This window comes from Arthrobacter sp. KUASC02 (assembly GCF_059739395.1).
The window spans coordinates 508,689-523,726 of the sequence record NZ_AP046053.1; the positions used below are offsets into that span (position 1 = coordinate 508,689).

The 15,038-nt window shown below is 68.3% G+C and carries 16 protein-coding genes; 1 reads left to right on the forward strand and 15 read right to left on the reverse strand.

The features are described from left to right. Positions 1-351: 351 nt before the first annotated feature. From AC6JAC_RS02325 to AC6JAC_RS02370, 10 genes are all read right to left on the reverse strand, one after another. Positions 352-684, reverse strand: coding sequence for a hypothetical protein (locus AC6JAC_RS02325; RefSeq protein ID WP_497963311.1), 333 nt, complete (start codon positions 682-684; stop codon positions 352-354). Beyond that, the gene (locus tag AC6JAC_RS02330) at positions 681-1,286 is read right to left on the reverse strand and encodes an anti-sigma factor (RefSeq protein ID WP_497963312.1); all 606 of its coding nucleotides are present in this window, start codon (positions 1,284-1,286) and stop codon (positions 681-683) included. Before AC6JAC_RS02330 ends, AC6JAC_RS02325 begins: the two co-directional genes overlap by 4 nt. Continuing rightward, positions 1,283-1,861 (reverse strand): RNA polymerase sigma factor, encoded by a 579-nt coding sequence (locus AC6JAC_RS02335; RefSeq protein WP_497963313.1) that lies wholly within the window; start codon positions 1,859-1,861, stop codon positions 1,283-1,285. The genes AC6JAC_RS02330 and AC6JAC_RS02335 overlap by 4 nt, the downstream gene beginning before the upstream one ends. Positions 1,862-1,928: 67 nt before the next feature. After that, positions 1,929-2,105, reverse strand: coding sequence for a CsbD family protein (locus AC6JAC_RS02340; RefSeq protein WP_497963314.1), 177 nt, complete (start codon positions 2,103-2,105; stop codon positions 1,929-1,931). Positions 2,106-2,167: 62 nt separating this feature from the next. Continuing rightward, the gene (locus AC6JAC_RS02345; RefSeq protein ID WP_497963315.1) at positions 2,168-2,785 is read right to left on the reverse strand and encodes a hypothetical protein; all 618 of its coding nucleotides are present in this window, start codon (positions 2,783-2,785) and stop codon (positions 2,168-2,170) included. Continuing rightward, on the reverse strand, positions 2,782-3,363 hold the full coding sequence (locus AC6JAC_RS02350) for a hypothetical protein (RefSeq protein WP_497963316.1): 582 nt from the start codon (positions 3,361-3,363) through the stop codon (positions 2,782-2,784). The genes AC6JAC_RS02345 and AC6JAC_RS02350 overlap by 4 nt, the downstream gene beginning before the upstream one ends. 11 nt (positions 3,364-3,374) lie before the next feature. After that, positions 3,375-3,803, reverse strand: a complete 429-nt coding sequence (locus tag AC6JAC_RS02355; RefSeq protein ID WP_497963317.1) for a hypothetical protein — start codon at positions 3,801-3,803, stop codon at positions 3,375-3,377. Further along, positions 3,800-3,991, reverse strand: coding sequence for a hypothetical protein (locus tag AC6JAC_RS02360; protein ID WP_497963318.1), 192 nt, complete (start codon positions 3,989-3,991; stop codon positions 3,800-3,802). The genes AC6JAC_RS02355 and AC6JAC_RS02360 overlap by 4 nt, the downstream gene beginning before the upstream one ends. After that, a complete protein-coding gene (locus tag AC6JAC_RS02365; protein WP_497963319.1) occupies positions 3,988-4,485 on the reverse strand; it encodes an Asp23/Gls24 family envelope stress response protein in 498 nt (165 codons plus the stop codon). Before AC6JAC_RS02365 ends, AC6JAC_RS02360 begins: the two co-directional genes overlap by 4 nt. Before the next feature lie 243 nt (positions 4,486-4,728). Next, complete coding sequence (locus tag AC6JAC_RS02370) at positions 4,729-4,950, reverse strand: hypothetical protein (RefSeq protein WP_497963320.1); 222 nt, start codon at positions 4,948-4,950, stop codon at positions 4,729-4,731. Here AC6JAC_RS02370 and AC6JAC_RS02375 point away from each other — a divergent pair, their 5' ends adjacent. Beyond that, positions 4,951-6,861 carry a DEAD/DEAH box helicase gene (locus AC6JAC_RS02375; RefSeq protein ID WP_497963321.1) on the forward strand — a complete coding sequence of 637 codons (1,911 nt, stop codon included), beginning with the start codon at positions 4,951-4,953 and terminating at the stop codon, positions 6,859-6,861. It begins immediately after the preceding gene. Between the two features lie 96 nt (positions 6,862-6,957). Here AC6JAC_RS02375 and AC6JAC_RS02380 read toward each other — a convergent pair whose 3' ends face one another. From AC6JAC_RS02380 to pulA, 5 genes are all read right to left on the reverse strand, one after another. Beyond that, positions 6,958-7,608 carry an MBL fold metallo-hydrolase gene (locus tag AC6JAC_RS02380; protein ID WP_028272791.1) on the reverse strand — a complete coding sequence of 217 codons (651 nt, stop codon included), beginning with the start codon at positions 7,606-7,608 and terminating at the stop codon, positions 6,958-6,960. A 20-nt stretch (positions 7,609-7,628) separates the two neighbouring features. Beyond that, positions 7,629-8,648 carry an aldo/keto reductase gene (locus AC6JAC_RS02385; RefSeq protein WP_497963322.1) on the reverse strand — a complete coding sequence of 340 codons (1,020 nt, stop codon included), beginning with the start codon at positions 8,646-8,648 and terminating at the stop codon, positions 7,629-7,631. A gap of 80 nt (positions 8,649-8,728) precedes the next feature. Then, entirely contained in the window at positions 8,729-10,972 is a 2,244-nt protein-coding gene (locus AC6JAC_RS02390; protein WP_497963323.1) for a putative bifunctional diguanylate cyclase/phosphodiesterase, read from the reverse strand. Between the two features lie 177 nt (positions 10,973-11,149). Then, positions 11,150-11,800 (reverse strand): nucleoside/nucleotide kinase family protein, encoded by a 651-nt coding sequence (locus tag AC6JAC_RS02395; RefSeq protein WP_497963324.1) that lies wholly within the window; start codon positions 11,798-11,800, stop codon positions 11,150-11,152. A gap of 21 nt (positions 11,801-11,821) precedes the next feature. Next, positions 11,822-14,899: a pullulanase-type alpha-1,6-glucosidase gene (gene pulA / locus AC6JAC_RS02400; RefSeq protein ID WP_497963325.1), complete on the reverse strand. Its 3,078-nt coding sequence runs from the start codon at positions 14,897-14,899 to the stop codon at positions 11,822-11,824. Positions 14,900-15,038 lie beyond the last annotated feature (139 nt).

Here is a 15,038-nt window from a genome sequence, read left to right on the forward strand (position 1 = left end):
CACGGAGCCGCCACAATGTGACGTAGGTAACAGTTGGGGTGAATCAAGATTAGGTCCGGTTCTGAGCCCTCCGGCGGGGGAGCTGCAGCCGGTTCCGGCGGCCGGGACTTTCGTATGACGACGGTGTGAGCCGCTGCGCCCGGACTGGCCGCCGGAGTGGGAAAGGGCATTCTCCGGCTCGGTGGCGGGCCAGGCGCGATGGCGGGGCCTCCCTGTTTTCGTCGTCCGGGAACCCGGTTCAGCCGCAGTCCGGGTTGCTTGGTCCTCGACAAACGTCGAGCCCCAAGGCATCAAGTGTAGTCCGTTGTTGGACGTCACAATGTCCGCTCGGCCTGTTCCGCAGCCTCCGCTTCAGGATGGCCGGGGGTCGGAGATGGCAGCCACCTGCACATCCACGGTGACGGACAGGGGGTGGCAGTGGTGACGGATGGCTGACGCCACATCCCGGCAGACGTCCGGTGCCCGGTGCGCGGAACTGACGCCGATCCGGGTCCTGACTTCCGCCGCCGTGCTGTCGGCCCCGGCCGCAGGCAGGACAAGAACCGCCGGGGGCTGGACGCCGGTGACCGCGCCCAGCGCTGCACCGGCAAGGTTCTGCCACCCCGCACGGGCCGGATAGACGGCCGTGACGCCGTCCACGGCCATGATCACGTCGTAAACTTCATCAGCCTGGGGCAGGTTCATGGCTGGTTCTCCTCACTGGTGGGCGGCGTGGCCTGCAGCGGCTGAAGGACGTCGGAGACAGCAAGGTCGATCGCCGCGACGTTCAGTTCCGTGTGCCGGGCGAGCGCACCGGCAAGACGCTCGCGCAAGGCTGAGGCCCGGCCGATCATCCGGTGGCCGTAGAGAACAGCCAGTTGGACTTCCAGGGTCACGGGAGCGCCGGGCACCGTTATATCCCCGCGGAGCCTGCACTTGCCCACGGCGACACCGTCGAGTGCATCACCAACGGCGCGGACAAGGGCCGTGATGGCGCCCTCGGTTTCGGACAGGGTGTCCCCGGGGTGGTCGGACCGCAACGGGATGGTGCGGCCGGGACGCACCTCGAGCCGCAGGTTGTCCAGGATGGACTGCATCCAGGCGTCCGTTCCCTTGCCTGCCGCCGCGATTTCCTCGCCGAGGAATTCGCTGCCCAGGGCTTTGAGGTTGCGGAGGGATGCGAGGGCGGCCTGGCATTCCGGGCATTCCTCCAGATGCTGCGGATCGGGAATCCCGCCGGTGTCCAGGTACGTGGAGAGCCCTTCGAGGCTGTGCCCGCACTCGAGGTTGTCGTTGGGGATGCTCATCGCCACTCCTCCATTTCGCGGGCCAGCGTGATCCGCGCCCGTGCCAGCCGGCCGCGGACACTGTCGGCGCTGATCTTCAACGTCGAGGCGATCTCCTCATAACTCTGGTCGCCGAATTCCTTCAGGACCCAGCAGCGGCGCTGCTCTTCCGGGAGCCTGGCCAGGGCAGACCTCAGGGCGGCCACCCGGGAGCCGTTTACGGCCGCAGATTCGGGAATGCTGGCTGCGCCCGCGGCGGCGGCTTCATTTTCGGCCGTGGCCAGCTCCGGGTGGACCTTCCGGCGCCTGAGATGGTCGATGCTGCGGCTGCCCGTGATGCGCAGCAGCCAGCCCTTCACCGCGCCGTTGTCCCGCAGCGTGTCCAGCTGGTTCCACGCCTGCATCAATGACTCCTGGACGACGTCGTCGGCGTCGGCGAAGGACCCGGTGATCCGCCGGGCGCATGCCCGCATCTGCGGCCCGTAGCGCCGGGCCAGGGCTTCAAAAGCTGCGGTGTCGCCGTCAGAGGCGCGCCCGGCAAGGATGGCGTCCGGAACGAGTTCCAGGCCGTGCGGCAGCGGTGTTTGGCCGTCCACTGGATTCTGTTTTCCTTCCCGGCTCGTATCAGGGCGGGCCGCCAGCACTGGGCGGCGGCGCTTTCACTCAGCTTTTGCCGAGCCCGTCCTTCGCGGCTTCGGCGGCCGCGCCGAGCTTGGCCTGGGCCTGGTCCATCTGGCCTTCCCGCTGGAGCTCCTCATTGCGGATCAGCCGGCCGGTGTGCTCCTTGGCGGCTCCAAGGTGGTTGATGACTACGTTGCGGCCTTTGTCTTCGAGTCCCATGGGATGTCCTCTCGGGGTGGTTCTGGCTGGTGCTGGACTAAGGGTGGTTGCCGGTGGAACGGTTAGCGGGCGCGGTCGGGTCGAGCCAGGCGCGTCCTGGTCCCGGCAGTGATTCGGACCAGCACGGGAACCGGATGGCCCAGGATCCGATCGAGTCCGGCGACGAGCTGTTCGGCGGTGTCCGCGAGCTCCCGTGGACAGGCGCAGTGGCGGGCCTGGATGCTGATTTTTAGGGCGGGGACCACTCCTGCGCGGCCGCGGACCTGCCACGCGGTAACGGAGGCTGCCAGCACCAGGCGGTTGCCTGCCAGGGCTTCAGTGACCAGCCGGGATACCAGGCCCGTTTCCACGGTGGTGGTTCCGTGTCCGGTGCCCGGCTTCTCCGCCACAACTCGGGTGCGGCCTCCGCCCTGGGAGGCGGCCCAGCTGATCAGGAGGGCCGCGCCCAGCAGCAGGACACCAATGGCAGCAATGGTCCACCAGCTGGTGTTGCCGTCCGGCAGCGGTGCGGAGGCCAGGGCGGCCCGGATCCGGTCCCACCCGGCACGTCCGGTGGCAGCCAGGTGCCCTGCGAGTCCGGGAACGGTCCGGGCGCTCGCGGTGAGCGTGCCAGCAGCGATCAGCAGCAGTCCGGTCAGCGCCAGGAGGAAACGGTTCAGGCCGCGGTGTGTTCCGGTCATTGGCCGAGCGCTCCCTTGGTGGTGACATGGACTCCCGAACGCATCCTGCGGCGCAGCGCATACGTAGCGAGTTCGACCTCAACGGCCGTTTTGACGGCGTCGGCATCGACGGGAATGCCCGACGTCGGACGGACCGTTACGCTCGCGGCCCGGCTGCCGACGGTGGTGGAGACCTGCGCCGGGGCAATGCCCGCCACCCGCCGGGCGGTCCGGGAAATGGCCGCCGCGATGACTTCGTTGTCCGCAACGACGGCCGCACGAGGGCTGCCGAGTGCGTGCCGGGAACGCCGTCCCGGCGCGGCTGCAAGGACCAGGAACATCATCCCGGCCGCTCCGAGCAAGGCACCGGCCGCCGTCAGGAGGGACGGGGAAGCGGCACCCGCAGCGCCGGTGATCCAGCGCGCCGCGTCCAGCGGCCGGGCAATGAAGGCCTGCTGCCCAGCCGCGTCCAGGACTGTTTCCAGTGCCAGCCACAGCAGGAACCCCGCTGCGGCGGTGGCCGTGGCTGCGGAAGCGACAGCACGGGAGGAATGCAATTCCCGGCGGACTATGCGGTTGATGTGGAGTTTCCCGGCCATTGCTTTTCCTCTCATCGCTGCCTGCCCCGGCCAGCGCCGTTGAAATCAGCCCGGTGGGAACCAGTCAGCCGGATGTCCACGCGGCTGACTATCGTTCCGGTCACGGCCGCCGTGTGCTTGATGATGGCTGCCCTGGCAACCTCCGACTGTTCGAAGACATCGGGTACGTGGACATCGGGTACGTGGTCCGCTGCCGGGTCCGCCGCCGGCGGCCCCAGGAGGGGCGGCACGGCCAGCGGTACCGCCACCGTGATGGCGAGCAGCCCGGCGTCGTCCCGCAAACCCGCCGTCGCAGTGCCGGCCGGCAGCCCGAAGGCCTGCGCGGTGACCGCCTCCACGGCCTGAGTCAGCGCCCGTGACGTGATCCGGGTGTGGCCCGCCCGCCGCTCCGAACCGTCGAAGCGACTCTCCGCACGCTGCGGCGCCGGCCCGCCGCTCACGGGGACGAACGCTTTCCGCGCAGGGCATCCATGGCTCCGCGCAGGTCCAGCCGGCCTTCCGCCGCCCGCCCCGCGGCCCCGCCGGCCGCCATCAGGAGGCCGGCCAGGAGGAAGCCCCAAAACCCGAAGGCAAGGGCGGCTAAGGCAAGGACGGCGCCGATCGCGGTTCCGGCCAGCGTGGGACTCAAGCTACCCGCGATTCCCGGCGGACTGCCTGGTCAGCCTCGTCGTCGTCATCGGACGGCACGTGGATGTCCGTGATGGTCACGTTGACCTCGGTGACCTCCATGCCCACAAGGTCCTCAATGGCGGTGTAGACGGCGTCCCGGGCATCATCCGCCACCTTCTGCAACGCGTGCGGGTACTCCACCACAAGGGTTACGTCCACGGCCACCTGCGTCTGGCCGACTTCCACGTTGACGCCCTGAGTCAGGTCTTTCTGGCCCACGCGTTCGCGCAGGGAACCGATGGCGCGGGCTGCGCCGCCGCCAAGGGCGTAGACGCCCTCGATCTCCTGGATGGCGATGCCGGCGATCTTCGCCACCACGCCGTCCGCAACAGTGGTGGCGCCCCGGCCGTCCTTGCCGGCGTGCACAACCTGGTCAGCGGGAACTGCCGGTGCGGCGGCGGTCCGGGGCGTGGTCACATCTGCGGGGGTCTTAGCCTGGGTCTGGGTCGTCACAACAATCACTCCTGGTGGTCTGGTGCCGGCACCGCGGTGGTGCCGACATCAGTAAGACGCAGCCGGCACGGCAAACCTCACGGTCAATTCCGTGTGAACCCCGTCACATCCGGTCCGCCCCTTACAGTGACGGCCCGCCCCGAAGCGGCGCCCGTTCGGGCGGGAAGCCCGCCGGATGCTAGACTGGTGGAACTTGATGTGCAGTGATGCCCACTTTGCATTCGGTTGAACAGCTTCGGTTCATCAACCGGATCCCCCCAAGGCTTTGTCCGGCAGGGAGTGGGTTTTTTTCATGTGAGAGGCACATCCTGCGTCGATGAACGCGTTCCATTTGGTCCCGTCCGCCGCTACCGCAAGGTTGGCGGCAATCCGGTTGATCACCTGACTTTTCTTCGGCGAACCCCTGGGCCAACCGGCACCGGGGCCGATATCCGCACGGATACCGCCTGAAAGACCTTGAAACACATGACTACTTTTGCTGCCCTCGGCACGCCCAAAGCACTCGCCGAAACACTGACCGCGCAGGGAATCGTTGAGCCGTTCCCCATTCAGGTCAAGACCCTCCCGGACACCCTGGCCGGACGCGACGTCCTGGGCCGCGGCCGCACCGGCTCCGGCAAGACCATTGCCTTCGCCATCCCGCTTGTAGCACGACTCGCTGAGCGGGAAGCCAAGCACTTCCGCAAGCCCGGCCGCCCGATGGGCCTCGTCCTTGCGCCGACCCGCGAGCTGGCCACCCAGATCAACGCCACCATCGAGCCGATGGCCAAGGCCATGGGCCTGAACACCACCGTGATCTACGGCGGCATCTCCCAGGCACGCCAGGAAAAGGCGCTGCGCGCCGGCGTTGACATTGTCATCGCCTGCCCGGGCCGCCTGGAGGACCTGATCCGCCAGCGCATCCTGACCCTCGAAGCCGTTGAGGTCACCGTGCTGGATGAGGCCGACCACATGGCGGACCTCGGCTTCCTGCCGGTGGTCAAGAAGCTCATGGACATGACCCCGAGCCAGGGCCAGCGGCTGCTGTTCTCCGCCACCCTGGACAACGGCGTGGACAAGATCGTCCAGCGTTACCTGTCCAACCCGCTGACCCACTCCGTGGATGACCCGCAGGCCGCGGTGACCACCATGGAACACCACGTGCTGGTGGTCAACGACCAGACCGTCAAGAAGCAGCTGATCGTTGAGCTTGCCTCCGGCGCCGGCCGCCGCGTCCTCTTCATGCGGACCAAGCACCACGCCCGCAAGCTGGCCAAGACCCTCACCGATGCCGGGATCCCCGCCGTCGACCTGCACGGCAACCTCTCGCAGAACGCCCGCGACCGCAACCTGGCCGAATTCTCCAACGGTGACGTCCGCGTCCTGGTGGCCACCGACGTCGCCGCCCGCGGTGTACACGTGGACGACGTTGAACTGGTTATCCACGTCGACCCGCCCACCGAGCACAAGGCGTACCTGCACCGCTCGGGCCGTACCGCCCGCGCCGGTTCCGACGGCACCGTGGTCACGCTGACCCTGCCGGAGCAGCAGTCCGACGTGAAGAAGCTGATGAAGGCCGCCGGCGTTGAGGTCAGCTTCGAGCGCGTCACCGCAAACTCCCCGCTGGTCGCCGAACTGGTGGGCGAAATGGCTGACAAGATCGATCCGCGGACCCGCGCTGCGCTGCTGGCCAAGAAGGCTGCGCAGCAGGGCGGCGGCACCTCCACCGGTGCAAACGCGGAGCGCAAGCGCGCACGCCGCACCACACAGGCAGCACCCACCGCCGGTGGTCGCGGCGGACGTGGCGGCCGCGGCCGGGTTTCGGCTGAGGCTCCCCGCACGGATCTTCCGCGTTCCGAGCGACGCGCCGTGGCTTATGAAGGCCAGGCCGCTGCCCGCAACGCCGCTGAGCGCGTGGCGGAAAAGAACCAGGACCGCGCCGACGCCGAGCGCGCCGAGCGCCGCAATGCCCGCGGCCGCGGCCGTGCCACTGCGTACTCGCACCACAACGACGTTCCCGCAGCAGGTGGCCGTGCATCGGCCGGCCGCGGGTCTGACGCACGTGCAACCGACGCCCGTGGCGACGCCCGCGGCGGCGCAACCCGCACCAGTGCTCCCCGCACCGGTGGCGCACCGCGCAGTGGCGCTCCCCGCACCGGCGGAGCAACGGGCGGCCAGCGCAGCGGACGTCCGGCAACCGGCCAGCGCGCCGCTGCCGGCAGCAAGTCCGGCTCGGCCGGCGGCAACGCCGCAGTCTGGTCCTCCAACACCGGCGGCACCTCGGGCGGCTCCTACTCCGGCGGCGGCAACGGCCGTTCCGGCGAAGGCCGTCCGGCACGCAGCGGCGGCCCCCGCCGTGCGTCAGCTCCGGCGTCGAACGAACGCCGCAGCCGCTAAAAAGCCCGCTTAACGACCATCGAGTGCTCCGTAACCGCCGTTTAGAAGGTTCATGACGGCCGTTACGGAGCACTCGATCGGTTGTTAACCCAGGCCTTACCAGCCGCGGACGCGCCACTCCTCAAGGTGCGGGCGTTCCGCGCCGAGGGTGGTGGGCTTGCCGTGGCCCGGGTGCACCACGGTGTCATCCGGGTACACATCGAACAGCCGCTCGCTGACATCGGTGATCAGCTGATGGAAGCGTTCCGGATCCTTCTGCGTGTTGCCCACTCCGCCGGGAAACAGCGAATCGCCGGAGAAGATGTGCGCAGGGCCTGCCGGGTCCTGGTACACCAGCGCCACGGACCCTGGTGTGTGGCCGCGCAGGTGCACAGCCGTCACGTCGAAGCCGTCGAAGTTGCCGACGTCCCCGTGATCCAGCAGCACATCCACCGGCACGGGCAGCTCCGGGGCGTCATCCGTCCCGGCCGCGGTCTTCACCCCGGTGGCCTCCACCAGGGCCGGCAGCGCACGGACGTGGTCCCAGTGCTGGTGGGTGGTGGCAATCAACGCCAGCTTCGGCGTCGCGGAGGTGTCCGCGGCGGAGTCGGCAAGCAGCCCCTGGATGGCGGCCAGATCATCGGCCGCATCGATCAGGAGCTGCGCGCCCGACGCCTTGCTGGTGAGCAGGTACACGTTGTTGTCCATCTCGCTGACAGAAATCCGGCGGATGGTGATGTCACGCAGGTCGTGAATGAGGGAATCCATGGGCTTCAGTCTACGGACGCCTACTCACGGCCCTGGGACACCCAGTTGGGGTCCGCTGAGCGGGAGCCGACGACGGCGTCCGCAGCGGCGTCGAGCATCTCCAGTTGCGCGCCGGTGAAGTCCAGCGCCAGCGAACCCAGGTTCTCGTCGATCCGTTCCGCCTTGCGCGTGCCCGGGATGGGAACCACGGGCAGGCCGAGCCGTTTGCCCTGGGCAAACAGCCAGGCGAGAGCCACCTGGGCCGGTGTCGCCGGCTTGCCGGCGACGGTGAGCTCGCCGGCGACGGCCTGCACTGCGGCCACCACGCCCTGGTTGGCATCCGCCGCATCAGCGGCGAAGCGGGGGATGTTGCGGCGGAAGTCGCCGCTCCCGAGTTTCGAAGCGTCCACTGTGCCGGTGAGGAATCCCCGGCCCAGCGGCGAATAGGGCACAAACCCCACCCCAAGCGCGGCCGCCGCGGGAACAACGTTGCGTTCCACATCGCGGCTCCAGATGGACCATTCGCTCTGGACCGCGGCGATCGGGTGGACGGTGCTGGCCTCCCGCAGCTCCTCTGCCGTCACTTCTGACAGGCCGAGGTGCCGCACCTTGCCCTGCTGCACCAGCGCCGCCATGGCCTCCACGGTTTCCACAATCGGAACGCGGAGGTCGCGGCGGTGCATGTAGTACAGGTCGATGGTGTCGGTGCCCAGGCGCCGGAGGCTGGCTTCCACTGCCTGCCGGATGTAGCCCGCATCTCCCCGGACGTCGGTGTAGCCGCTGGCGGGAGTGCCCACCAGCCCGAACTTCGTGGCCAGCTGCACTTCGCCCCGGCGTTCCTTCAGTAGCTGCGCGATGAGTTCCTCGTTGCTGCCGCCACCGTAGATGTCCGCGGTGTCGATGAAACTGACGCCCGCGTCGACGGCATGGTGGAGGGTGCGCAGCGCCTCACCCTGGTCCACTTCGCCGTAGACCGGGGTGAGGGCCATGCCGCCGAACCCTAACGGGCTGACGTTCAAGCCGTCGCCGAGGTGGACCAATGGTGCGGGTACCGGTGCCATGGGGGTCTCCAATTCGCTGCTTTGCGTATTCAGGGAAGTGCCGTCCTAGCCAAGAACTCCCGCGGGAAGGCCAGTATTCCTTATGAATCGACGGCGCGCTCGAGCGCCGCCGGGCCGGGCTGCAGGCGGGCACCCGAAGCCAGGAGCGTTTCGATCGCCTCGGCGGAACCCGGCCGGGCCAGGAAGTAGCCTTGGCCCATCCGGCAATCCAGGGCACGGAGGAGGTCCAGCTGTCCGGGCTCCTCCACCCCTTCGGCAATAACTTCCAGGGAGAGCATGCGGGCAAGCCCGAGGATGCCTTCGAGCATCGCCGCCGACTGCACCTCGGACGATTGCCGCCCAAGGAAGGAACGGTCAATCTTGAGGATGTCCGCCGGCAGCACTGCCAGGGAGCTCAGCGAGGAATACCCGGTCCCGAAGTCGTCGATGGCCACCCGCACACCGGTTTCCTTCAGGGTCTTGAGCGCGGCGATCCCGCCGTCCGTGCTGCCGGCAAGGGCTGTTTCGGTGACTTCGAGCACCACCTTGTCCGCCTGCGCCGCGGGGTCGGCAAGGATGCGTTTGATGGCGGCCAGGTTCCGCGGATTGGGTAGCTGGATGGTGGAGAGGTTGATGGCAATCCAGAGCCCTTCGCAGTGCGGCAGGGAGGTCCGCCAGCCGGCCGCCTGACGGCTCGCGTTGTCCAGCACCCAGCAGCCGACGGCGTCGATGTCGCCGGTCTCCTCGGCGAGCGGAATGAACTCCGACGGCGCCAGCAGTCCCAGCGTAGGGTGCTCCCAGCGCACCAGCGCTTCCAACCCGAGGATGGCTCCGCTGGTCAGGTCGGCAATGGGCTGGTATTCGAGGCGGAGCTGGCCGGCGGGCACGGCGGAGGCCAGATCCCGTTTGAGGGCGGCGCGGTAGGTCATATGGTCGTAGCCCTCGGCGTCAAAAAGCTGGAAGCGGGCCTTTCCGCCGTGCTTGGCCATATACATCGCGAAGTCCGCCTGCCGCAGCAGCTCGGCAGCGTCTGTGGTTTCCGGACGGCGCTGTGCCGCACCCATGCTGGCTGTGACGGTCAGGCGGTCGTCGCCGACGAAGAACGGTGCGCGCAATGCCCCGTGGATCCGTTCGGCGATCGCGGCGGTGACGGAGCCGGCGTCGTCGTCCATCACCACAATCGCGAACTCGTCCCCGCCGAGCCGGGCAACCACGTCGTCGGAGCGTACGCAGCCCTTCAGGCGGCCGGCCAGCTGGATGAGCAGCGCATCACCCCGCTCGTGTCCCAGCGAATCGTTGACCTCCTTGAAGTCATCGATGTCGATGAACAGCAGTCCTTCGTTCCGGTTCCTGCGGGTGCTTCCGGCCCCAAAGGACGCGGTGAGGCGTTCCATCAGGGCCGCCCGGTTTGCCAGGCCGGTGAGGGGGTCGTGCGTCGCCCGGTGGGTGAGGGCCTCATGGCTGCTGTGGACAGCGGCGGCCATGCCGTTGAACGCGTCCGCCAGCTCGCCAAGTTCGTCGCGGCGGAAGACCTCGATGCGGTGTTTATAGTTGCCGGCCTGCAGCTTGCGGACACCCTGGTGCAGGCTTCCTACCGGGCGCATGAGGTCCTTGACCATCCTGCGGCGGAAGTACACCGTGGCGCCCACTGCCACCACGAACAGGATGCTGCGGGCGATGACCAGGAACCGTTCGAGTTCGGCGCTGTGCGCGAGTCCGTTGTCCATTTCGCCCAGGGAGTAGCGCCGGATATCCGCCAGCCGGGTGCGGATTCCGGCGCTGGCGGCGGCCAGTGCCGGGGTCTCCTCCACATGGCTGCCCCGGAGCGAAAGCACCTGGCTGCCCCACAGGCCATGGTCCGTCAAGGCTTCCTGCCAGGACTGCCGGGCGGCGGCGATTGTTTCCCGCACTTCCGTTTCAGCCGGCAGTACCGCGCCAACGTCCTCGAAGAGGCGGGAAACCTCCTCCTGCTGCCGCAGGAACGCGGAGCGGTCAACGGGTGCGTTGGAGAGCAGCTGGTGCCCCAGCTGCTCGTGGCCGTCGAGTGCTGACCGGAGGGCCTCGACTTTTTCGAGCTCGAGCTGGAGCCGGCCGGATGTTTCCTGCACCTGGTCCATCAGGCCGCGCACGCCCACGATCGTGACGACGGCGCCGATCAGCAGTGCGGCGAGCATGAGCAGGAACGCCCTGGACCATTCGCGCCGGAGGCTCCAGGTCCGCCCCGACGCAGCCCCGGTAACGGCAGCCCCGGTAACGGCAGCCCCGGTAACGGCAGCCCCGGTTACGGGGTCCTCCGGTGGTGTGGCGGCTGTTCCTGAAGCATTGCCCGGCGCGTGCGCATCCATGTGCTGTTGTCCTCTGCGTCCAGGAACCACGGGGGATCCAGCCACCGGCTGAGACCCGATGATGGTCCGGTGATCCTAGGGAGCAGGCTAACAGGGCTCCGCGGCCTTGGGCGGTTTGCCGCGGAAATAAGACGTGGGGAAACTCCGGCCGGCCAGCGGTTCAACGAACGGGAAACCCTAGGACCACGGAATGACCCGGTCCGCCGCGCCGCGGGTGGCTTCGATCAGCCGGGCGTTCGCCTCGTCGGAACCGGCGGCCCATTCCTCCGCGGCGGGCCGGGCCATGCCGAAGTGCACGTGCCGGTCCACCAGCCGCTCGAGGCGAAGAGCCGCGGAAGTATCCATGAACCAGACCTCGTCCAGCTGCGCCCGGACCTGTTGCCAGACCGGGCGGTCCGCCAGGAGGTAGTTCCCTTCGGTGATCACCAGCGGGACGGAGGCCGGCACGGCAATGGAGGCCGCCACCGGTTCGTCGATCGCGCGCCGGAAATCCGGCGCGTAAACCACTGCCTCATCCCGGCGCGCCAGCCGCCGCAGCAGCGAGAGGTAACCGCCGACGTCGAACGTGTCGATGGCCCCCTTGCGCTGCCGCAGCGGCGTGCCCTCAATAATCGCGTTGCCCAGATGGAAGCCGTCCATCGGCACCACCACGGCAACGTCCGGGCCAAAGAGGGTGTGCAGGGCGGCCGCAAAGGTCGATTTCCCGGACCCCGGCGAGCCCGTGATGCCGAGCAGTATCCGGCTTCCCGTCGCCAGGCGGCCGCGCAGGTCCGCTACGGCCGCCGTCACGTCGGGGTGCCGGAGTGCGTCCGGCGGGGAAGATGCCATGGGCACCAGCCTAATCCGCGGCTATTTTGCCTGGAACACCGCCACGGTGCGGGCCGGGACGGTGAACGTCCCGGACGCCGTGTCATGCGTGGCCGTCTTGACCACGGAATCGATGCCGCCGGCCTGCACCGGGTGCAGGGTAAAGGTTGCCCCTGCGGTACCGGCCACCGTCTGGCTGGTGGCCTCGTCCGAGGCGTTGAACACCACCACGAGTCCGCGCAGGTTCCGGTCCACGTCCGTCCCGACCGAGTCGTCAATGCGCATCACCACCACGCCGGGGGCCTGGTCCGGGCCGCCGGCCGGGAAGGACACCTTCTGCTGCACCAGCGCCGCCTCGCCGAGGTGGAACAGCGGTGTGCTCTTGCGGATCTGCAGCAGTTCCGCGGCACGTCCGCGGGCTTCCGCGATCTCCGCGGACACCGGCTTCTGGGCCGGATCCGCCAGCAGCGGGCGCATGTAGCCGTACTTGTCCTCGTTGTCAGCCTTGGGCGGCAGGCCGCGGCCGAAGCCGTTGGTGGCATCCGTGTGGTCCAGGACGTTGAACCAGTCGCCGGAATCGTAGCTGTTGCGGTCCAGGGACTTGCTGCGCAGGGATTCGCCGCCGGCGTGCCAGAAGGAGATGCCCTGGCCGAAGGCGGTGGTGCTGAGCGCGAGGGTCTGCATCCGTGTGCGGTCCGCCATGGCCGTGTCCTGCGGGAGTTTCAGGGCGAGGGCGTCGAACAGCGTCTCGTTGTCGTGGGCCTCAACGTAGGTGATGGCTTCCTGCGGGTCGCTTGTGTACCCGGCAGGGGCGCCGTTGTACGGTACGTCCGCGCCCTTGACCGTGGCGCCGGTGCGGTCGATGAAGGAGTAGTCCTTCAGGTTGCCGGTCAGGCCCACCTTCACCAGGTCCTGGGCGAGGAGGAGGGCGGCTTTCTGCTGTTCCGGGGTGCCGTTGGCCGGCGAATCGTTGGGATCCGTGAACAGTCCGGAAGCGAAGCCCTGGACCCGCGGATCGGGGTCGAACGGGCCTCCGCCGCGGACGGCGTCGCGCAGCCGGTCGTTGAACGTGGCGATGCCGGTCCCGGCCATGTTTGCCTGGGTGGCCTGGACGAACCTGGCGTTGTTGGCCACCTCGCCGAAGTTCCAGCCCTCGCCGTACAGGGTGATGTTCTTGCCGTCTACGCCGTCCTTGGACAGGGTCAGCTGATCGAGGGCCGCCCTGACGTCCAGCATGTTCTGCTTTGAGTGGTGGCCCATGAGGTCGAAGCGGAAACCGTCCAGCTTGTAAGTCCTGGCCAGGGTCACCAGGGAATCGACCATGAGCTTGCCCATCATGGTGTTCTCGGTGGCCGTGTTGGCGCAGCACGTGGACGTCTCCAGGGATCCCGTGACGGCGTTCAGGCGGTGGTAATAGCCCGGCACGATCCGGTCGAGGTTGTTGCTCCCGGACTGGCCGGCACTCGACGTGTGGTTGTAGACGACGTCCTGGATGACCCTCGCGCCGGTGGTGTTGAGGGCGGCCACCATTTCACGGAATTCCGTGATCCTGGTGGCCCCCTCCGGGTTGGTGGAGTAGGAGCCTTCCGGCGTTGTGTAGTGCAGGGGATCGTAGCCCCAGTTGAAGCCGTCCCTGGCCGCCGTTTCGGCGACACAGGCCTGCTGTTCCTCGGAATCGGCGGGAAGGGCTGCCAGGTCACAGACCGGTTCGCGCTGTTCGCTGCGGCGCTCCTCAATGGTGCCGATGTCGTTGACGGGCAGAAGGTGGACGGCGTTCATCCCGGCGTCCGCCAGTTCCTGCATGCGCTTCATGCCGTTGCTGCCAGTGTCGGTGAACGCCTTGTAGGTGCCGCGGTGCTCGGCCGGAACGGAGTCGTCGGTGATGGAAAAGTCGCGCACATGCAGTTCGTACAGGGAGAGGTCCTCCGGCTTGCTGAGCGCGGGCTTCTGCAGCTTGGCCCAGCCGGCCGGCGCCAGCGACTTGTCCTCGAGGTCCACGAAGAGGCTGCGTTCCGAGTTGGCGGAAAGGCCCACGCTGTACGGGTCCGTGACGAGGTTGCGTTCAACCTTTCCGGTTTCCGGGACGAAGACCTCCACCTCGTACAGGTAGTAGGCGCCGTTCCAGTCCTTGTCCCCGGTGACGGACCAGACGCCGTCCCCGGCGGGCTTCATGGCCCTGCTGGCCACGGGCTCGCCGCCGGATCCGGAGGCGTAGGCGTGGACGGTGACACTCCGGGCAGTGGGTGCCCACAGCGAAAGCTCCGGACGCTTGCCCTGCCAGGTCAGCCCAAGTTCCTGCTCCGCCGCTTCGGGGTAGATGGTGTCCAGGACGCCGGGGACCTGGACTCCGGTGGCGGCCGTGACCTTGCCGTCCGCCCCGACGGCGGCCACGAGCAGCTGGCCCTTGAGCAGTTCCTTGGCCCGGAGCGCGTCGGCTTCCGTCAGCCGCAGGGAGGCAAGGCCCGCCAGATGCGGGTATTTGGCCGCCAGGCCGGCGTCCAGGCCGTCGGCATCCCGCTCGAGCGGGAGGGAGGAGCCGCCGGTGACCTGTCCGTCCGCAACCGCCAGGCCGCCGTCGGGCGCGCTGTAAAGCCGGTACTGCGTACCTTCGGCCGCCGGAGCCTTCCAGGCGATGGTGTCCGCCGTCAGCCAGTGCGCGCCGGCGTCGGCTCCGAGCGCATCCGGAACGTCGTCAGTGAGGGTGTGGCTGGCGTGGTCGTACGTGAACGTCACGGGTCCTCCCGGCGCGTTCAGGACGATGTCGCCGCCACCCGCAGCTTCACCGGCCCCGTAGTTCTCGTCCCATGAATTGTTGAGGGCGACCTTCATGGCGTAGGTGCCGGCGGGGACATCGAAGGTGGCCCGGTAGAGGGTTGCGGATCCCTCCACCGGCAGCAGCCTGCTGGCGGCGCACTCCGGCTGCCAGTCTCCGGGGCAGCCGATTTCGGACTGCAGCGAACCCACCAGCGCCACAGCCACCGGAGTGGCGGTGTGGTCCGCAAATGCGGGGAGGGCAAGGCCGCCCAGGGTGAGGGGCGCAGCGCAGGCCGCGGCCAGCGCTGCCAGGAGTTTCCTGTTGAGGGCGGGCGGGGACCCGGGCGGGCGGGAGTGGCGAATCATGGGAGACCTTCCTTGGCAATGCCCCAGAACGGCATCGGCGGTGAGCGGGGATACCGACGAGCCTAAGGACCTCCTGTGACGCACGTCAACCATTTACTGAAAATAGAGCGTTCTGTTTTCATGCAACGCGACGTGCCGT